15 protein-coding genes and 1 riboswitch are annotated in these 17,016 nt (G+C 59.7%); of the genes, 6 read left to right on the top strand and 9 right to left on the bottom strand.

The window, feature by feature from the left end:
• Positions 1-2: 2 nt before the first annotated feature.
• A complete protein-coding gene (locus Mal15_RS27700) occupies positions 3-695 on the bottom strand; it encodes a DUF4956 domain-containing protein (protein WP_147870722.1) in 693 nt (230 codons plus the stop codon).
• Positions 695-1,573 (bottom strand): polyphosphate polymerase domain-containing protein, encoded by an 879-nt coding sequence (locus Mal15_RS27705; RefSeq protein ID WP_147870723.1) that lies wholly within the window; start codon positions 1,571-1,573, stop codon positions 695-697. The genes Mal15_RS27700 and Mal15_RS27705 overlap by 1 nt, the downstream gene beginning before the upstream one ends.
• Before the next feature lie 381 nt (positions 1,574-1,954).
• Here Mal15_RS27705 and Mal15_RS27710 point away from each other — a divergent pair, with 381 nt between their 5' ends.
• The 3 genes from Mal15_RS27710 (at position 1,955) to Mal15_RS27720 (ending at position 4,889) form a co-directional block, all read left to right on the top strand.
• Complete coding sequence (locus Mal15_RS27710) at positions 1,955-2,575, top strand: response regulator transcription factor (RefSeq protein ID WP_147870724.1); 621 nt, start codon at positions 1,955-1,957, stop codon at positions 2,573-2,575.
• Between the two features lie 721 nt (positions 2,576-3,296).
• Positions 3,297-3,977 (top strand): hypothetical protein, encoded by a 681-nt coding sequence (locus Mal15_RS27715; RefSeq protein WP_147870725.1) that lies wholly within the window; start codon positions 3,297-3,299, stop codon positions 3,975-3,977.
• Between the two features lie 276 nt (positions 3,978-4,253).
• A complete protein-coding gene (locus Mal15_RS27720; protein WP_147870726.1) occupies positions 4,254-4,889 on the top strand; it encodes a hypothetical protein in 636 nt (211 codons plus the stop codon).
• Between the two features lie 41 nt (positions 4,890-4,930).
• Here the strand turns inward: Mal15_RS27720 and Mal15_RS27725 are convergent, their stop codons facing one another.
• Complete coding sequence (locus Mal15_RS27725; RefSeq protein ID WP_147870727.1) at positions 4,931-6,199, bottom strand: GspE/PulE family protein; 1,269 nt, start codon at positions 6,197-6,199, stop codon at positions 4,931-4,933.
• 134 nt (positions 6,200-6,333) lie between these two features.
• Here Mal15_RS27725 and Mal15_RS27730 point away from each other — a divergent pair, with 134 nt between their 5' ends.
• Positions 6,334-7,767, top strand: coding sequence for a RecQ family ATP-dependent DNA helicase (locus Mal15_RS27730; RefSeq protein ID WP_147870728.1), 1,434 nt, complete (start codon positions 6,334-6,336; stop codon positions 7,765-7,767).
• 119 nt (positions 7,768-7,886) lie between these two features.
• On the opposite strand, the gene Mal15_RS27735 is transcribed toward Mal15_RS27730, so the two are convergent.
• From Mal15_RS27735 to Mal15_RS27750, 4 genes are all read right to left on the bottom strand, one after another.
• On the bottom strand, positions 7,887-8,318 hold the full coding sequence (locus Mal15_RS27735) for a TadE family protein (protein ID WP_147870729.1): 432 nt from the start codon (positions 8,316-8,318) through the stop codon (positions 7,887-7,889).
• A gap of 80 nt (positions 8,319-8,398) precedes the next feature.
• Positions 8,399-9,592 (bottom strand): pilus assembly protein TadG-related protein, encoded by a 1,194-nt coding sequence (locus Mal15_RS27740; RefSeq protein WP_233903072.1) that lies wholly within the window; start codon positions 9,590-9,592, stop codon positions 8,399-8,401.
• 176 nt (positions 9,593-9,768) lie between these two features.
• Positions 9,769-10,413, bottom strand: coding sequence for a hypothetical protein (locus Mal15_RS27745; RefSeq protein ID WP_167547092.1), 645 nt, complete (start codon positions 10,411-10,413; stop codon positions 9,769-9,771).
• Between the two features lie 63 nt (positions 10,414-10,476).
• Positions 10,477-10,570, bottom strand: a riboswitch (cyclic di-GMP riboswitch).
• A 233-nt stretch (positions 10,571-10,803) separates the two neighbouring features.
• Positions 10,804-11,907, bottom strand: a complete 1,104-nt coding sequence (locus tag Mal15_RS27750) for an exonuclease/endonuclease/phosphatase family protein (RefSeq protein WP_147870731.1) — start codon at positions 11,905-11,907, stop codon at positions 10,804-10,806.
• Positions 11,908-12,008: 101 nt separating this feature from the next.
• On the opposite strand from Mal15_RS27750, the gene Mal15_RS27755 reads away from it, so the two are divergent.
• Together Mal15_RS27755 and Mal15_RS27760 are read left to right on the top strand one after the other, a co-directional pair.
• Positions 12,009-12,371 carry a DUF4112 domain-containing protein gene (locus tag Mal15_RS27755; RefSeq protein WP_147870732.1) on the top strand — a complete coding sequence of 121 codons (363 nt, stop codon included), beginning with the start codon at positions 12,009-12,011 and terminating at the stop codon, positions 12,369-12,371.
• Entirely contained in the window at positions 12,371-12,907 is a 537-nt protein-coding gene (locus Mal15_RS27760) for a hypothetical protein (RefSeq protein WP_147870733.1), read from the top strand. The genes Mal15_RS27755 and Mal15_RS27760 overlap by 1 nt, the downstream gene beginning before the upstream one ends.
• Positions 12,908-13,147: 240 nt before the next feature.
• On the opposite strand, the gene Mal15_RS27765 is transcribed toward Mal15_RS27760, so the two are convergent.
• Positions 13,148-13,969: a hypothetical protein gene (locus tag Mal15_RS27765; protein WP_147870734.1), complete on the bottom strand. Its 822-nt coding sequence runs from the start codon at positions 13,967-13,969 to the stop codon at positions 13,148-13,150.
• 15 nt (positions 13,970-13,984) lie between these two features.
• Entirely contained in the window at positions 13,985-16,873 is a 2,889-nt protein-coding gene (locus tag Mal15_RS27770) for a hypothetical protein (protein ID WP_147870735.1), read from the bottom strand.
• Positions 16,874-17,016: the final 143 nt, after the last annotated feature.

The following is a 17,016-nucleotide window of genomic DNA, read 5'->3' on the forward strand; positions in this document are numbered from 1 at the left end:
CGCTAGACCTCCGATTCATCATCGTGGACGAAAATTGAAATGCGATCAATTTGGTCGATCGCTCTCAACTCGGATTCCAACTGCATGCGTTTGGACGGGTCTCGCATTCTCAACCGATAGGTCGCGTCAAGATTGCCGGGGGTGAGTTCTTGAATCGATGCCAACTGGGTCGTCAGGCTGTGTCGGGCCAGCACGCGGTCGATGCTCTCGTTGATTTCGCCGGCATCGTCGATGACCATCAAGTTGACGATCGTGTCGAAACTGGTGCGGGCGCCGTACTGGGTGATCGCCAGATAGAACATCAGCGCGGCGACAAAGACACAGCCGATCACTGCCAAAGACGATCGTCCGGTGCCGACGGCCATGCCTTCGACGATCGCCCACAACACGAAAATCGTATCGCGGGTGTCTTTGAGGACGTTGCGAAACCGAACGACGGCAAACACCGCGAGCAAACCGAACGCGATGGTCATGTTGTCGGCCATCAACAACATCATCATGGCCACCAGCACCGGCATCACGACCATGCTGGCGGTGAACGATTGCGAATACGACAGACCACGATGGGTTCGTTGATAGACCCAGCCGATGATCTGGCCCATGACGAATGCCAGCAGGAAGGCGAACACGATCGATTGAAAGTCCGCCGACGGCGGACGATCATGACGCAGAAGATTGTCGATCCACTGAGACATCAAGATCGCCCCGTGGGATTGGTTCGTCGCCGCTGCGGGAATTTCGATGGCACCGCACCGGCGGTGGTGATAGGAGACGGCCGATTCGGCACGACTGCAGGCGAATCGTTTGGCGCATCACTGCGCTGGGGCGTGATGCACTGGCGACACGTGACGTACTTCGGGAACGGCCCGGCCACTAAGTTGAAGGTTTGCACCAGATCTCGCATCCAGTTGGGGAAACGGTCGGTGAATTTCAGCTCAAACACGACGGTCTGCTCTCCGCCCGCGGGGACCACGTCGGTCGGAATTCGTAACGGTGATCCCGGCACGTAGGGGCTGGCAACCAGTTGGCGGTCAAACGTCGCTCGCCAATCGGTGTTGTGCGGCGAGACAAAGGCTTCTCGCCGGTAATACACGTACGTCGTTCCGATCGCGGAAATCATGTCGCGCAGGCGACAGAATTCCTGGAACGCAAGCCACTGCTGTTGTGTTTTTGGATCGCCCGCCGACGTCGCCGGCGGACGGACCGCGCCCTGCTGTGTCGATAGAATCGTGGCGGCAATGGTGCGATCGACCGGGCAGCGTTGTTTCTTGACCGCGCTGCCTTCGCGGCGTTTGATTTCCAAGTAGGCGGGTTGCCGCGGGTCATCGTTGTAAATTCGCACCCGCAGCTTGAATCGATTGCGAAGGCCCTGGTTGGTCTGTCGCATCAGCAGGTCGTCGGCACTATCCAGGTACACGCTGCAGACCGGATAGCCGCCGGGGACGGCATGGGGGTCGGGTCTGAGCCGAGCGCCCAGGTAGTCGGTGATGGCAGTCGCTTGCCGCGGATCGATCGTGAATTTCAGCTCGGAGCGGCTCGATTGAATCGCGTCGTGCGATGCCTTGAAGTGCATTAATGTTCAGTTTGCGGCGAGAACAGAGAGGAGACTGACGCGGTAGCGTGATTTTCTGCGGCGTTCGGGCCGATCAGCGGCGCGTATTCCGGCATGTTAAGATTTCATTATGCTCCGCGTGACTTGCGGATTCAACCTTGACCTGAGGCGTGCCAACGTGTGCGTGCCTCGTTCAAATGCGTCGCGTGTTGAGGTGGTTGAATCGCGATGCCCCCCTCTACTGGCGCCCACAGATTGAAAACTCGGTCAAAAAACTCGACACTGATGTCTACATGGCGTCGCCCGTGGTGGTATACCGTTACCCTGCGAATGGGATTCAGTCGGGCTTTTCACGGTACCTTGTTCAATTTTACATCCGTCGTTTAGGGGTGAACGCATCCGATGTCTTGGCAGCAACAGGTCATATTTGTCGTCGATGACGATGAACGCGCCAGGGAATCGGTTTGTGCCTTGGTCAGTTCGATGGGCTTGGAGTCGATGGCCTTTGCGTCGGCCGAAGACTTTCTGGCGTATTACACGAAGGACAAACCGGGATGCTTGGTCACCGATATCCGCATGCTGGGGATGAGCGGGTTGGAGTTGCAGGCGGAACTGAGCGATATGGGGTCGTTGTTGCCGGTGATCGTCTTGACCGCGTTTGCGACAACGCCGGTCACCGTCCAGGCGATCCAGCGTGGCGCGATCACGTTGCTGGACAAACCCTATGTCGATGACGATCTCTGGAATGCGATCCGCAAAGCGCTGGCCCAAGATGCGCGCAAGCGCGTCGAGGAGGCGCACCGCCAAGCGATTCGGGAACGGATCAATGAACTAACACCGTCTGAACGCACGGTGTTGTCCTACGTGGTCGCCGGCAAACCCAATAAGGTGATTGCCAATCGTCTTGACGTCAGTGTCCGAACCGTCGAGAACCGACGCAGTGAGATCTATACCAAGTTGCAAGCCGAATCGGTGGTCGACCTGGTGCGGATGGTGATCGAAGCGGACATGCTGGATACATAAACGATCCTTCCGACGCGTTGCGGGTTTCCACATCGCTTTTCGGTTTCTTCTCTAATTCTTCACCGGGCGATTCTGCAATACTCCGCCCATCGATGGAGTTATTGATTCACCGGAAGGATCTTAGCACGGAGGCGGGGGCTTCGATCACGGAAAGAATCCGCAGAACCAATGGGGCTCTTGGAGAATGTTCCGGCGGCAACGCCGGAACATTCCTCTGAGCCGCCTACTTGTTTCTGAGTTGAATGTGTCGCGACGCACGGAGCACGCGGGGCAGGCGTTCTTGCCGCCGACACGACACGTTCAAGCGATCGAACGAGCTTGCTAGCAAAAGTTGAAGACCGGCAACTCATTGGACTCTTGGGGCAACGGGGCACGGGGCAAAGGCGGCGTCTTCGTCGGTGAACGCGACCACCCGGTTCGGGGCAAGGACCGGGACTCGAACGAGTCGGGTTGCTCACTGGCAAGAGCCGCCTTTTTTTGTGCCGCGTCGGAGATGACGTCGCTCTCTCGGTGACGTAGACTCGCCGCCCGATCCCGCCGCCCGATCCCGCCGCCCGATCCCGCCGCCCGATCCCGCCGCGCAATCCCTCTGACCACTACAACCGCAGTGATGCGTCTTTCGCCGCATTCCCGGGACTCGTTTTGCCGACCGGCGTGTCGGCGTTCGGAAAGCTAAGCTTCCGCACGGTGGGTCGAAAGTACTCTTGCTCCGGGCGATGTGATGCGCAATCTGATGTCTTGGGGATCGATGTTGTGTTTCAGCATCATCGCCCAAATACAAACGTTTCTGTTTTGTGGGCTCGCCTGTGGGTATGCGTTCGGCGTGTATGCGTACCTCAATCTGATGCGCTATGAATTCATCCCACAAGAGTTGCGGCAGGCATCGGGGCAGGAAGACGTCCTGACCGGTGTTTACATCGAGCAATGGGAAGGTGTTTCTCAGGCGGCCCGGGTTGGTGACGTGCGTGAGGTCGTTCAGCAGATGCCGATCGTGGGTTGGTACTTTCTGGTCGGTTTTGCGGTCGGCGCGGTCGTGTTCGTCATGATCGTCAATCTCGCGACGATCTACCAACTGCGTCGTCTGGCGGCGGGGGCATCCAGGTTGGTGGATGACTTGGGGGCCGAACCGTTGCTGTCGTTCTCCGACGCCGGCAGTCTGGATCAGATCTGTCGTGAACTGCTGGTCGATGCGGTGGAAACGCTCTCGCATTTATCCAAGTCCAAACTGAAGGTCTTGGTCAAATGTCTGGTGGAAAGTTTCCAATCCGGGGACGGCGTCAACGTCGATCAGGCGACCTACCTGCGGTACCTGGCGGCACGCTGGGATGTCGCCACGCCCCTGGCTCCCGTCGCGATGATCTCGCAATCCGCCGGCCCGGTACGACTGTCTTTTACGCGTTGAACGACGGCGGGCACTGCAGTTGGGGAAAGCAGTGGTTCTGGGAGGCAGTGATTCCGGGAGGCAGTGATTCCGGGAGGCAGTGATTCCGGGAGGCAGTGATTCCGGGAGGCAGTGGTTCCGGGAGGCAGTGATTCCGGGAGGCAGTGTCGGCTCGGTTTTTCTGGCATTAATCGCGCCGCCAAGCGGTCGCGGATCCCACGCCCCGAAAAGCTTTAGTACAACGTAGGGCAATCATCGACGCCCCTCTTTTCCCCATTCATCACGAAGGCACCTCTCATGTCAGCGACGCCCCAGGAATCAGCCGAATCACAGGATGCACCCTCGCCCCGCAACGATTCCGGCGGCGGTGGCCGCAAGATCTTGCTGTACGGATTGCTGGGATTGATGGTCGCCGCACTTGCGTACGACTATCTGGTTGCCCGGCCGGCGGTCAACGCCGCTTACGATCAGATCACCGATGCCAGCATGACGGCCAATCGTAAGGGAGCCGGATTCTTGTCCAATGAGCAGGTTCGAGAGCTGATCGGGAAACAGCCTGTCCACACCTTCAAGGACGGCCGCTACACCGTCGAGGTGTTCCATTGGCCGGGCGGGCTGATCGTCAAACCGCACAAGCTGTACGCGGTGTACATGAAAAACGGCGACAGTTTGATGTTCAATCGCCACGCGAAGTTCGTCTACGAAGCGGCGGACATCGTGACACCCGATCGCCCGATCGCGCCGGCTCCCGATGATGAACCGCCCGCATCCTACGATGAAGAGGAGATGTCCGGCGGAGGCGGCGGCCGGCCGGAAGCCGAGGGTGATGCAGAAAACGGTTCGGGCGGTGAGGAATCGGAAAACGCCGAAGCCGAATCCGCCGAAGCCGAACCGCCGGCGCGTCTCGAAGCGGAAGACGAGTCCGAGCAATGAACCGCTAGCGGTTTCATGAGACCGGCGGAGCTGGACGCAGGTCACCCTGCGTTTTTGCTGTGGTGTTGCATGCTGGCGATGTGCGGGTCGGTCACGGCGCGATTGATTTCGTCCAGCGAAGTGAGCCCGCGAAGGACGTAGCTGTGCGCGACTTCGGCTAGCCGGAGCATTCCGTCTTCGGCGCAAATCATTTCCAGTTCGGTCGCGCTCACTCGCTTGGCGATTGCCGCTTCGATTGTTTCATCGACCAGCATGATCTCGGGCAATGCGATCAATTGGTCGTAGCCGCCTTCGTGGCACAGGTGGCAACCGAAGGGATCAAAGATGGACGGCTGTGCGTCTTTCATTCGACAACGAATCCGCTCGGGAACCTCCCGGTTGTCGGTGCCGCTGGCCGGTTTGCGACAGACGGGGCAGAGTCGACGGACCAGCCGCTGATTGATCACGCCCGACAGAGCGTTGGCAAGAAAAACGTGGTCGCTGTCGTATTGCAGCATCATGTCGACGGCTTCGGCGGTGCTGGTCGAATGGACGGTTGCCAACACCAATTGACCGCTCGCACCGGCGCGGATCGCCGTCTCGGCCGTCTGGCGATCGCGAATCTCGCCGATCATGATCACATCGGGACTGTGCCGCAGCACGACGGTCAACAACTCGGCAAACCCGAGTCCCACGCGGGGGTTGGTTTGGGACTGCATGACCCCGGAAAGCGCGTGCTCGATCGGGTCTTCGATCGTGTGGATTTTCCGGGTGCCATCATTCAGCCGCTTCATCATCGCGTACAGCGTGCTGCTTTTGCCACTGGCGACCGGGCCGGTGACCAAGATCAATCCGCTGCGTTGTCCGATCAAATGTTCGATCGATCGAACGTCGACCGAATCCATTCCCAACTGGTCCAGCGGTCTTGCCCCACGGACAGGGTCAAACAGTCGGATCGAAACGTCTTGACCGTACAACGTGGGAATACTGCTGAGGCGAAGATGCGCCTTGGAGCCGTCCGGTGTGGTGATGTTCCCGCGGCCTTCGACCGGGCGGACCGATTCGCCGGCATCGGCACCGGCGAGTACCCGCAAGTGTCCTTGCAGTCGACGGCCGTAGTCGCGGGCGAGTTTTCGCACCGGTTCGATTCGGCCCAGTCGCCGGACGGAGATCAGGATCGCACCGTCGATGTCGGAGACAAAGAGATCGCTGGCATGTCGTTCCAGCGACCATTCGATCAGGTTGGCCGCAAAGAGTTCGGGAGGGGAAAGTTCCGTTTCGCCCTCCGCTTTGTCAAGATCTTCAAAATCGATCATCGATTCGTCGTTCACGAGGCGGTCATCCAAGAGGAGCGGAGAGGTCGGACAAGAGGAGTGAGGGGGTAATATGAACGATAACGGCGCGCAACGCAAAAAAACGCTGGCTGCCCCGTTCCCTAGTGGTCCTGGTCGTGAAGAATGTTGGCATGAATGCGCCACCCCCCAAGGAATTGCTCCGCCGCTACTACGGCTTTGATGACTTTCGTCCCGGACAGGCGGAGATCATCGATCACGTCTTGGCCGGGGGGCACGCCATGGTGGTGATGCCGACCGGCATGGGCAAATCGCTCTGCTATCAGATTCCGGCGCTGTCAAGTGCCGACGCAGATCGTTCGCTCGTTCTGGTCCTTTCGCCGTTGATCGCGCTGATGCAGGATCAGGTCGATTCCATGCTGCGGCGCGGGATCGACGCCAGTTTTATCAACTCGTCTCTGGACCGTGAAACGCGTTTGGCACGCTATCACGATCTGGCCCAAGGGCGGTACAAACTGCTGTTCGTCACACCCGAGCGTTTTCGCAAAGACGACTTCCGTGCGGCGTTGTCACGCCGCACCGTCAGTCTGTTGGCGATCGACGAAGCGCACTGTGTCAGCCAGTGGGGACACGACTTTCGTCCCGACTACACGCGTGTGGCCGAAATCCGCGAGTCGATCGATCACCCCACGACGATCGCGCTGACCGCGACCGCGACCGCCGAGTGCCGCCAAGACATCTACCGGCAAATCGGGATCGACGCATCGCAGATCAAATTGTTCCACGCCGGCATCGATCGACCGAATCTGCATTTGGATGTGGTCCCGGTGTTCGACGAAGAAGAAAAATTCGCTCAGCTCCGCGAGGTCTTGCGTGATCCCGAGTACCGATCTGGCAGCGGAATCGTCTACTTCTCGTTGATCAAGACGCTCCAGCGGTTCAGTGACCACTTGCTGGCCGAGGGAATCGATCACGTTTGTTACCACGGGGATCTGCCCCGCCATCACCGCCGGCGTGTGCAGGACGAATTCATGTCGGGCGATGCCGATCTGGTGTTAGCGACCAACGCGTTTGGGATGGGGATCGACAAAGAAGACATTCGATTGGTCGTGCATGCCGAGACCCCGGGATCGATCGAATCCTATTACCAGGAGATCGGCCGCGCGGGACGCGATGGTCGACCGAGTCGTTGCGTGTGGTTGTACGCACAAGAAGACTTGATGACGCAAATGCAGTTCATCGAGTGGTCGAATCCCGATGCCGCGTTCTACACCCGGCTGTATCAGTTGATGGCCGAGCATGGCGAACAATGCCGTGCGTTCGGATTGGAATGGATGAACCGCCAATTGCAGCGCCGCAGCAAACACGATCACCGAATCGCCACCGCGATCTCCATTCTGGATCGACATGGGGTCGTGGCCGGCCCGCGGCCGCCGCAGTGTTTCGAAGTCCTGACGCCGTTGCCGGCCAGGTTGCAAGTCGACGATCAACTGGCGGAAAAGAAACGCCGCGACCAACAGCGGCTGTACGCGATGGTTCAATTCGCCGCCGAACAAGGCGATCGCAAAGAGTTTCTCAATCGCTACTTCGCCGACCCCGAAGGCTGAACCCCCGCCAGCGGAAAGCAATGCCAGCGGGACGCGTCAGCGAGCGGCACGGGGCGCAATCACGGGCCACCGGCTTACGCGGCGTGCTGGCAGGGGGACGTGCTGGCAGACTGCCCGCATCAGCCGGTGCTTTCGCGACGCATCACGGTTTCGGCCACGATGTCCATCCCCTCAAAGGCGAAGAAACCGGGCACGTAGCTGACTTCGGTGATCGGGATCGTGATGCGGACCCGGATATCGTCCCCGGGTTCGGCTTCTTCCAGGAACGAGGGCGTGATGACCACATTTGCGCTGGTGATGTTCATGATCGCCAGTTCTTCGTCGATGCGTGCTTGGACGTCTTCGATCGATGCCGTGGGGCGGATTCCGACGCGGGCGCCCTCGCGTGACGCTTGGACGACCGCCTCCTTGATGATGCTGATTCGTCCCATTTCGATCAGCCCGAAGGTGAAGGTCAACATGACGGGGACGATCAAGGCGAATTCGACCGTCGCGGCTCCGCGACGCGAAGGCCTTCTGCGTTGGCGATGTTTCACTGGATTGGTTGACATTTCAGGGTGTTGTTGAAGTGGATGCTTCGGGCCGACGTGGACCCGAACGGTTGTCGTTGTTTCATTGGGCTGCGGATCGGCTAGTCGACCAGCATGACCGGAGTGAACAGAAACTCGCTTTCTTCGATCGCGGCTTCCCTAAAGACGGAGTAGCGGGCGACCATCGGGGCCGGTTGGATGGTGACGTGTTTCTTCTTCATCGGGCCGGTCAGTTTGACACTCAAGATTCGAATGCCTTCGAAGCGGACGATCGTGTACATCGCGTTGTTGCCGTTTCCGTGCACGCTGGTGAAGATCGGGATCATCCGGGGCTGGCCGATGATGTCTGCAAGTTCGTCTTTGATCGCGGCACTGATTCCGGTGTCGCCGTTGAGTTCCAGTTCGCCATTGGAATCGAACTCCAGGGGGCGGCCGAAGTCAGCCATGTCTTGGGCGGAGATGCCGTGTAAAATCTGGCGGCTGATATCGCTGGTGCTGTTGTTGGCACCTCCGATATCGACCGTGCCACGGTTGCCCGGCGAACCGGTCCCGGTCGGGTAGAGCGAACACTCAAAGAAACCATCGCTGCCGGACGAAACCGTTCCGCCGGAGTAGCTGTAGTTGTCTTCGGTCTCCTTGGCGACGACCTTTTCCCAGGTTTCCAGGTCCAACGCGATGGGCAAGATGTCCAGCGTCTCACCCGCATCGCTGGGCGTGTAGAATCCGGAAATGGTCTTGAACAGCGCGGCGGTGCTATGCGCTTGCAGCGACTGTTCGGCCCGGCCGGTGACCGATCCGAAGAACAGTGGGATCGCGGAGTTGTTCGCTCCGGTTTGGCGGACGTGGACGCGAACGGCGTTGAACCGTGACGGATCGGAGTTGTCCAGAACGCCCGGATTGTTGCGGTCGTAAAACCCAATTTCGACGTCGCTGGCGGCGTTCAAGGTCGGCGCGCGAGAGCTGATCACATTTTTCGAGGCGATCGAACTGGCCGCGTCGTTGATGTCACACTCCACGGTCGATGCATCGTTGCCTTGGACCACACCGTCGAACAGTTCCCAACACGCCGACATGGCGGCTGCATCGGCGGTTCGCTTGACTTCCGATCGTGAGACGTTGATGTGTCCAAAGTCGATCGCGACCGCGGAGACGACCAAAAGTCCCGCGACCAAAAAGACGCTGAAGACCAGAGCCGAACCCTTGCGGCGATCTGCCGGATAGCGATTGTTTTTTGTTTTGGTTGAACAGCCGCGCGAGCGGGACGCGTTGTCGCTCATGGTTTGTGTGTGGAACATGGGATGACCTTAGAAGATGAAGTGATCGATGGGGATCCGAACGGCGCATAGTTTCAATGTCAGCTCAAATTTCGGGTCGAACGGTAGCGGAAGTCGCCAACACTTTCGGCGTCCAGCCGGGAGGGCCGAAACTCTTGGCGAATTCCGCTACCTGACAATCAAGCTGACACACATTTCTAGTGGGCCACTTGATTGACATGGATGGTCGTGGTGTGACCGTCGGTGTAGGTCAATCGCACTGTCTTGAGTCGAATCGAAGCGACGCGATTGGCGCCGAATCCGATGTCGACCGACTCAAGGCTCTTCTGGGGCGTGTAGTGATCCAGGCAGTGGAGGTTCTGGTCATCCATCTGCACCAGGTACTCGGGGCCGCCGAAGTTTCCCCATTGCATCCCGTGACCGTCTTTGACGGCGAACATCAGTTGCCCGTTGAAGACGGCCATCGCGCTGGTCCACTCGATGTGGTCGTTGTCCCAGGCGAGTGACTGACGGATCGGACTGCGTTCTTCATCAACGGGGATTTCGTTGCAGAACGCCCCGACACGAAATCCACCACTGGAATAGCTGTCCTCGGCGGCGTAGTTCATTTGCAACTGGAAGTAGCAGTCGTCGTGTTCGGAGTCGGGATAAAGAAAGAAGGCGACTTGAGGCGAGTTGATGTTCGGCTCGGGATCGTTGATGGTCATCTCCCAATCCTCTTCGACCATGAAGAGTTCGGGGCCTTCGGCAAACGCCTGGCCATGCAGCATGGCAAGCAAGCACAGCCCCCCGGCGATCAAGCTGGTGCGCGCAGCACCGAATCGTGTGATGGATGGAGACATTTCGGTTCCCTGTTTGGACGAGGCAGAAAAGAAGGGATCACGCGTCGGATTCTGTTTGTCCCCTTCGGTGGCCTGGCGATCCGATCGCATTCGGAAAATGCGTTTCGGACCCATGGCTTTGCGTCCCACGTTCACACGCGGTTTGCCGTTTCGAGGGTCATGATGGGGAACCGTTGGAATCCAACGCGGTAACAAAACGCTATGTCAATTTGCCTCAGCAAAGCGGCGTTTCCTCAGAAGAACGGTTTCTTGGCTGACGCCCCCCCGCGTACGTTATGACGGACGTCGCGGTTGTAGGGCCACGATGAGGGTTTACCCCCCGTTTTCGCAGGCATTCCGAGGGGGGAGGGGCTAACGGCGGGCAACCCTCTATGCACCAAGTTACGATGTCTATTGAATCAGACGCGTTCCGGGGCCGCTGGCGGTCGCCGTTGCGGGGCCTCGGGGAACGGGGGGCCGTTCATAGAGATCGAACTCGGCCCACAGCGGGATGTGGTCGCTGATCGCATTGGCCTGCTGCTCGGTCAATCCCAGGTCGGCCTTCAGATCGATCACGCCTCGCCGCCCCGAATACTCGGCTGTCACGCTGCTGTCGATCAGGATGTGATCGTTCGTCTTGGTGCGATTGATGTTGGTTTGGATGTCGGCGGCCAGCGAGAGCACGCCGGGGATCGATTTGAGTCGTCCGAGGTTCTTTTCGCTGACGTTCAGGTCGCCCAGCAGGATGAAGTCGTCTTCGGAGTACTGCTGGAACTCATAATCCCGCACCCGTTGAAAGACGTCCGCCAACACATTGATTTCGCTTTCTTGATCGTCCGGATCCACGCGATCGGGTTTGGTATGGACGTTGATCATGGTGAATCGAAACGGCGGTTGTCCGCTATCGGGCGGGACGACGGTTTCGAAAGTCGCCACCATCGGTTCTCGGTACATGCGTTTGCCGGGGTCTTGCACCACGTAGGCTGATCCGGGGACCAGATTGATCCGCGATCGATCCCAGACGAAGGCGTATGATTCCAGGTAGGATTCGCCGATCGGGTCACTCATCGTCGCGGCAAAGCTTCCGCCGGATTCATTCAGCAACGCGACCAGTCGCTGCAGGGCGATGCCGTCGGCCCCCTGTAGTTCTTGGATCGCCACGACGTCGAAGGTGCTGACGATTCGTGCGATCGTCCCCAACACATCGACGCCGTCCTCGTTGGTGCGAATGCTGGATTTTTTGTCCGCGAAGTGTTCAATATTGAAGGTCGCGATGCGAATGCGATCCGGCGGCCGGTCGGTTCGGTCGCCCAGGGAAATCGTTTCGCCACGAAATTCGGACGCGGCATCCGGGGTCAGCAATCCATCCAGCGAGGAAAAACTTAAGCCTCCGGTCAGCAGCATGTAGACCGCGTACAACACACCGAGTGTGGTGGCGCCCGGGCCGAACCAGCGCAGCAGCGGATTCGAACTGCTGAAGGAGCTCTTTCGTCGACGTTTGGAAAAGATCCCCACTTCGGCCTCCTTGCCGAATCACCCTCTCGATCGTTTTAGGTTGCTATAGGTAAACTTGGTCGTCTGGGGCAATGGCAATACGAGGAACGGGAGTGCGTGAGATGTCGCAGTGGGATGACGTTCAGCGACGTCTGGAAAGGGTCCGCAAGTTTGCCGGATTGATGGACGACAAATTCGCCCTGCCGGGAACCCGGCTGCGGTTCGGGCTGGACAGTTTGCTGGGGCTCTTGCCCGGCTTGGGCGACGCGGCAACGGCGGCGATGGGCGTCTGGTTGATCGCCGAGGCGGCACGGATGAAGGTTCCCAAGGGCGTCTTGATTCGGATGTGCGGGAACTTGCTGGTCGATGCGACACTGGGTTCAGTTCCCATCGCCGGCGACGTGTTCGATTTGTATTGGAAATCCAATCGACGCAACGCGGTGCTGTTGGAGAAACACCTCAAGAAACGCGCGGCCGGTCGCTGATGCAAATGGACATCACGTTGCCACGATTCACGATTCTGATTCACACCGTCGGCCCCGGTTTCGCCAGGCAGTCGGAACCGGTCATGCATCAGGTTGCGGCCGGCCCGGTGCATTGGGATTGGTTGTTCCAGCGGTCCGTGAATCAACGGGGCGGTGCGGGGGTGTGGACCTGGGCGACCGATCCGTTACCGTGGTTGGCTGAGCAGCTTTCCGGCTCGACCGCTTCAGCCGCAGCAAGTGGAGCTCCGGTCACGACACCGGCGCTGCGATTGGCCGATCACCGTCTGCGCTATTTGGATTTTGAAGGCGACATCGGGAAAGGACGCGGTTCGGTGCGGCAACTGATGACCGGACACTATGAATTGAAGCAGCAAACGGACCGCTGTTTTGAAGCGGTGCTCCGGTGGTCGAATCCTCAGGCAGGAGGCTCCGGCGGGGCCGTTGCCGGAGGCGCGGCGGAGGTGCGGTTTTCCGCGACCGAGCGTGATGAATTGGGGGCGGCGACGTGGTGGGATGCGACGGTGGTCGGTCACTGATGTGTCGATGCCGGCGCGTGACGTGAGCCACGTGGCTCGTGGTGGATGTTTGATGCAGGTGTCGCTCGCTGACCGGCCTGTCGATTTAATTCGCAACCGAAACAAGAGTGAGCCGATGGCGCTAGCCACGGGCCTTGAAGGGTGATGCTGGCACCGCTAGGCCCGCGGCTAGCGCCGTCGGCTCACTAAATCAACAGGCCGTGACGCCGCCCGCTGGCATTGTCGCTCGCTGACGCGCGACTACAACCCGCGTGGCGCGGTCTGTTCCGGCAACCCATCGGGGTTCGGATCGCGCGTCGGATGGGTGCTGTCGGATTCCGGTTCGTCGTCCAGTTGTGCGAGGATGTAGACCGCACCTTGGGGGGAAAACGTGGACGTTTGCAGATCGCCGGTTTGTCCGGAGACTTTCAGTTGATGGTCGCCAAGTTCGATCGATTCGATGATCAATGCACCCTCGGTGTGTTGCGGGTATTGTTCGGGGACGTCTATCAGCGCGATCGATTCGCCGTCACGCGTTTCCCACTGCAAGTTCAGGTTCAACTTCGACGCGATCAATTTGATCCGGTTTTTGAATTGGGATACTGGTAGCGGCAGCGCGCCGGCACGGATCTGATCGATCGCGATGGCCAGACGATTGGGCTTGTCGGTCAACTGGACTCTCAATTCGCACGACAACACGGCGTCCAGGCGTTGGTCCTTGAAACGTGCGGCGGCCATCAACACCCCGTCGTCGATCACGATCCGCGGTTCCTGCAACCCTTTGGCCTTGAGCCTGGGGAACCGTTTGGGCAACTGGTCGATCAACCAGGCATTGATTTGTTCGGCCGCGAACCGAGCCTCCCAGGCTCCGGGCCGGGCGACATCGTCTTGCAGTTGCTGGACGTCGCACTCGAGTTGTTCGATCGACTCGGCGACATCCCGTGGCGGGGGTGTGGCGATGGCCCGTTCGTAGAATTCGGGGACCTTCTTTGTTTCCCGATGTGCCCAGAATGCGGTGGCACCGAGCGAGGCGATCAGGAGAGCGCCGACCAAGAGCATCCGTTTGATCAAACGCTTCCACATAGCCCCGTGTTCTCTCTAAAATCGAATCGGTTTGGGCAACCAGTCACGCAGTCGGTCAGCCACACTTTCCCGTTTTTGGGGGGGGGGTGACGTGATGCGGGAGTTGCTTGCTTCGTCCGCCGGGACCGCCCCGGTTTGTTTTACTACGCCGGCAACCGGCGGAGGGTTTCGGTCGGTCGATCGCGGCGATGGGGTCGGCCGCATCGCGGATCGTGCCATCAGGTCCCGTGACCAGTCATTATTGAGCAGTCCGGCCGCAGGTTTCAAGTTTCCTCGCTGAAGACCCTGAATCGCCAGGAACGCGTTTTCCTGCAGCGCGGTGCGTTCTGCTTCGGTGGGAAAATGGTCGTGCAGATGGATGTCGTCGATCCAAAGTTTACCCGGCGACAGGCTATCGATCGTCAACCGCACGGATTCCATCTGGTCCCGATGGATCTGATCGGCCTCCAGGACCAGGTGCCTGGGTTGCCAGTGTCCGTCACAGGGGACGTCGAATTCGGTCGAAAAACGCACGGGTTTTCGCAACCGATTTCCTTCCAAGGAAACGCGTACGCGGTGACGTGGTGGTTCGTTCGGCGGCGGCTCCGTTGCTGTCGACTTCAGCACGTTGGTCGCGGCCGGGTTGGCGTCCGCCGTTCGCTTGCCGGCGCGAACCGAAAGAGAAACGGCCATGCGCCCCGAGGCCGGCACGGGAATCGGTTCGCTGACCAACCAGATGCGACCTGCCGATGCCGTGTCGGATGTCATTCGGATCGAGTGGCTGCCCTCGATCGATTCGGTGGAGTCGAGCGTGACGGCGTCGGATGGGAATTGAGTGTGCATCCAGCCGACGATGCCGACTTGTCCTTGGATCTCGAAGCCGCCATTGGTCAATTCGTTGTAGTCTTCCGGCGAGGCGAGCGTGCCGATTTTGCCGACAACCGCGCTGACATGTCCTTTCAATCGCTGGAGCGTTTGATCGCCGCCCACCATGCTGCCGTACCACCCGGCCAGCGATACCGGTTCTGATTCGCCGCGCACCTGCAGCCTCACGATTGAGGTCGGCGCGAGCGTCAACAAACGCGAGTCGGAGGCACCGGTCGGCCGAAGAATCGCATTCGGATCGTCGGCGCAGAGAAGGCTGCAGTCGGCGATCCGTTCGTTGGAAAACCGCAATTTGACTTGGCTTGTCCAAGGAGCGGTGTTGATCACGGTCAGATCGATCGACGAAGCTTGATCGGGTGACCGGTTGTGTGATGCTTCGGAAACCAAGACGTGGACGTAGTCCGATTCGGAATTCGACGCGGACCGAACCGGTCGGGCATCCGCTGCGATTGCCCGGCAGTGGTTCATCGTTTGGCGAAAGGACCGATTGAGTGCAAAGGGCAATTCGACCGTCCGGATCGAAAGGACCCGAGACCCTTCGTGCACACAGGACTCTAGAAAACGAGCCGGCGAGGTCAACGAGGATTGACCGCCGATCAACAGGTGCGGACGCGACTGTCGGTCCACATTCTCCATCGAGACCGATCGGTGGCCATGTGTCAAACGCGGCTGCACCCGCAGCCCGCCCGGCGCGGTCCAGGATTCGATTGCTGTTGTGATCGTCTTGACGATCCAAGTCGGCTTGGCGGGGGCGGATGCGTCCGCGGGCTGGCCGCCGGCGATGAAATCCCATTGGTGAAGATCGATCGGAACGGAGACGTTGTCGTAGCCACACCAGGCGGCGTGAGTGGCCAGCCGTGATGTCGCCTTCCAAAGGGAAAACATCAACACTGTGGACTGTGCGTACCCGCCTTGAGACAGCTGGTCCGCGTGGTCGGAGGTCAGGTGGGAGAGCCAGCCCGTGGATTCGACCCAAAACGCGACTTGGCGTGTCGGTGGGGCCGTTTGGGGCGCGGATCGGTCGACATCCTGTTCGGCCAGCACCAGCGATTCGACCGAAAGGGGGTGGTCAGAAGAGTCGTTGGTGATTCTGACGAACTCATTGTCCCGATGGGCATAGTGCAGAATCTGTTGGGTGATGACGGCCGCATCGTCTTCCGAGGAAACATCCATCGGACGTCCCAGTTGCACCGAGAGTGAATCGGTGACCGGATCAAAGTCTGGACGGTTGGCGAATTCGATGCGGACGGTTTTCGGAGGCGACGGGGCTTTCGGTTCGGTCAGCGTGAGGGACAACTGATATGGCTGGTGGACGTTCAAATCGCTCAGCAGCCCGATCCAGGATTCACCCGGGCCGATCGTGTGCGGCTCGTTCCCCGAGGCGGCACGGCGCGGCGTGAAAGGCAGCGACTCGCTCACCCGCTTGACTTTGGGGACCAGTTGGGTCGCCCCGTTGGGCATCCACCCCAGCGGTTGCCAGTCCGACGGATCCAACGGCCGGATCGGTCCCCGTTGCCGCCATTGAAGGGGAGCGATGGCGGGGCCGGATTGCGCTGCAGATTCCGTGGGTTCGCCGAGGTCTTGAAAGACCATCCACGGTGTTTGCACCGACGCGAGTTCATTTTCCGATCCGGTCAGGCGTGACCAGATGCGATCGGTTTTTTCGCTCAAGCGGCAACGGATTTCATAAACGCCGGCGATGCGGGGTGAAGACGCCGCGATCGCGATCGCCGTCGAATCGCCCGACGCATCGAGTCGCAGATCAGTTTGTTCGCGACCGACCATGACGCCGTCATCGACGCGAATCAATTCATAGCTCAACACCAAGTCGCGGTCGGCATGTTGCGGCAACGCCCGGATTCTGACCGAAAGTTGGCATCCGTCGTCGGCACCCACCAAGGGCCAGGCGGGGTTGGCCGAGCGGAATTCGAAGGGGCGTGTGGAGCTGTCCAGACGCGCCCCAGCGTTTTCAGCGGCGACTGCTGCGGCGCTGGCGACCGGCGATTCGGGCTCCGGCATCGATTCGGCCCGCATCGCCATCGGATCTGGCGGTGTTTGGGCTGGGCACCTTGTGGCAGTGCCCGGCGCGACGATCACGATTGCAACAACCGTGATTGCAACGACCGCTCGGGGGGCGAACGTGGCGCGGCGAGGCACTGGAGGACGTCCGTGTCCGATCATGA

This window comes from Stieleria maiorica, assembly GCF_008035925.1.
Classification (GTDB): Bacteria; Planctomycetota; Planctomycetia; order Pirellulales; family Pirellulaceae; genus Stieleria; species Stieleria maiorica.

Excerpts from the sequence above, each read along its gene's own strand:
- Mal15_RS27700 (WP_147870722.1), bottom strand. The coding sequence starts at position 695 with ATGTCTCAGTGGATCGACAATCTTCTGCGTCATGATCGTCCGCCGTCG.
- Mal15_RS27705 (WP_147870723.1), bottom strand. The coding sequence starts at position 1,573 with ATGCACTTCAAGGCATCGCACGACGCGATTCAATCGAGCCGCTCCGAG.
- Mal15_RS27710 (WP_147870724.1), top strand. The coding sequence starts at position 1,955 with ATGTCTTGGCAGCAACAGGTCATATTTGTCGTCGATGACGATGAACGC.
- Mal15_RS27715 (WP_147870725.1), top strand. The coding sequence starts at position 3,297 with ATGCGCAATCTGATGTCTTGGGGATCGATGTTGTGTTTCAGCATCATC.
- Mal15_RS27720 (WP_147870726.1), top strand. The coding sequence starts at position 4,254 with ATGTCAGCGACGCCCCAGGAATCAGCCGAATCACAGGATGCACCCTCG.
- Mal15_RS27730 (WP_147870728.1), top strand. The coding sequence starts at position 6,334 with ATGAATGCGCCACCCCCCAAGGAATTGCTCCGCCGCTACTACGGCTTT.
- Mal15_RS27735 (WP_147870729.1), bottom strand. The coding sequence starts at position 8,318 with ATGTCAACCAATCCAGTGAAACATCGCCAACGCAGAAGGCCTTCGCGT.
- Mal15_RS27740 (WP_233903072.1), bottom strand. The coding sequence starts at position 9,592 with ATGTTCCACACACAAACCATGAGCGACAACGCGTCCCGCTCGCGCGGC.
- Mal15_RS27745 (WP_167547092.1), bottom strand. The coding sequence starts at position 10,413 with ATGTCTCCATCCATCACACGATTCGGTGCTGCGCGCACCAGCTTGATC.
- Mal15_RS27755 (WP_147870732.1), top strand. The coding sequence starts at position 12,009 with ATGTCGCAGTGGGATGACGTTCAGCGACGTCTGGAAAGGGTCCGCAAG.
- Mal15_RS27760 (WP_147870733.1), top strand. The coding sequence starts at position 12,371 with ATGCAAATGGACATCACGTTGCCACGATTCACGATTCTGATTCACACC.
- Mal15_RS27765 (WP_147870734.1), bottom strand. The coding sequence starts at position 13,969 with ATGTGGAAGCGTTTGATCAAACGGATGCTCTTGGTCGGCGCTCTCCTG.
- Mal15_RS27770 (WP_147870735.1), bottom strand. The coding sequence starts at position 16,873 with ATGGCGATGCGGGCCGAATCGATGCCGGAGCCCGAATCGCCGGTCGCC.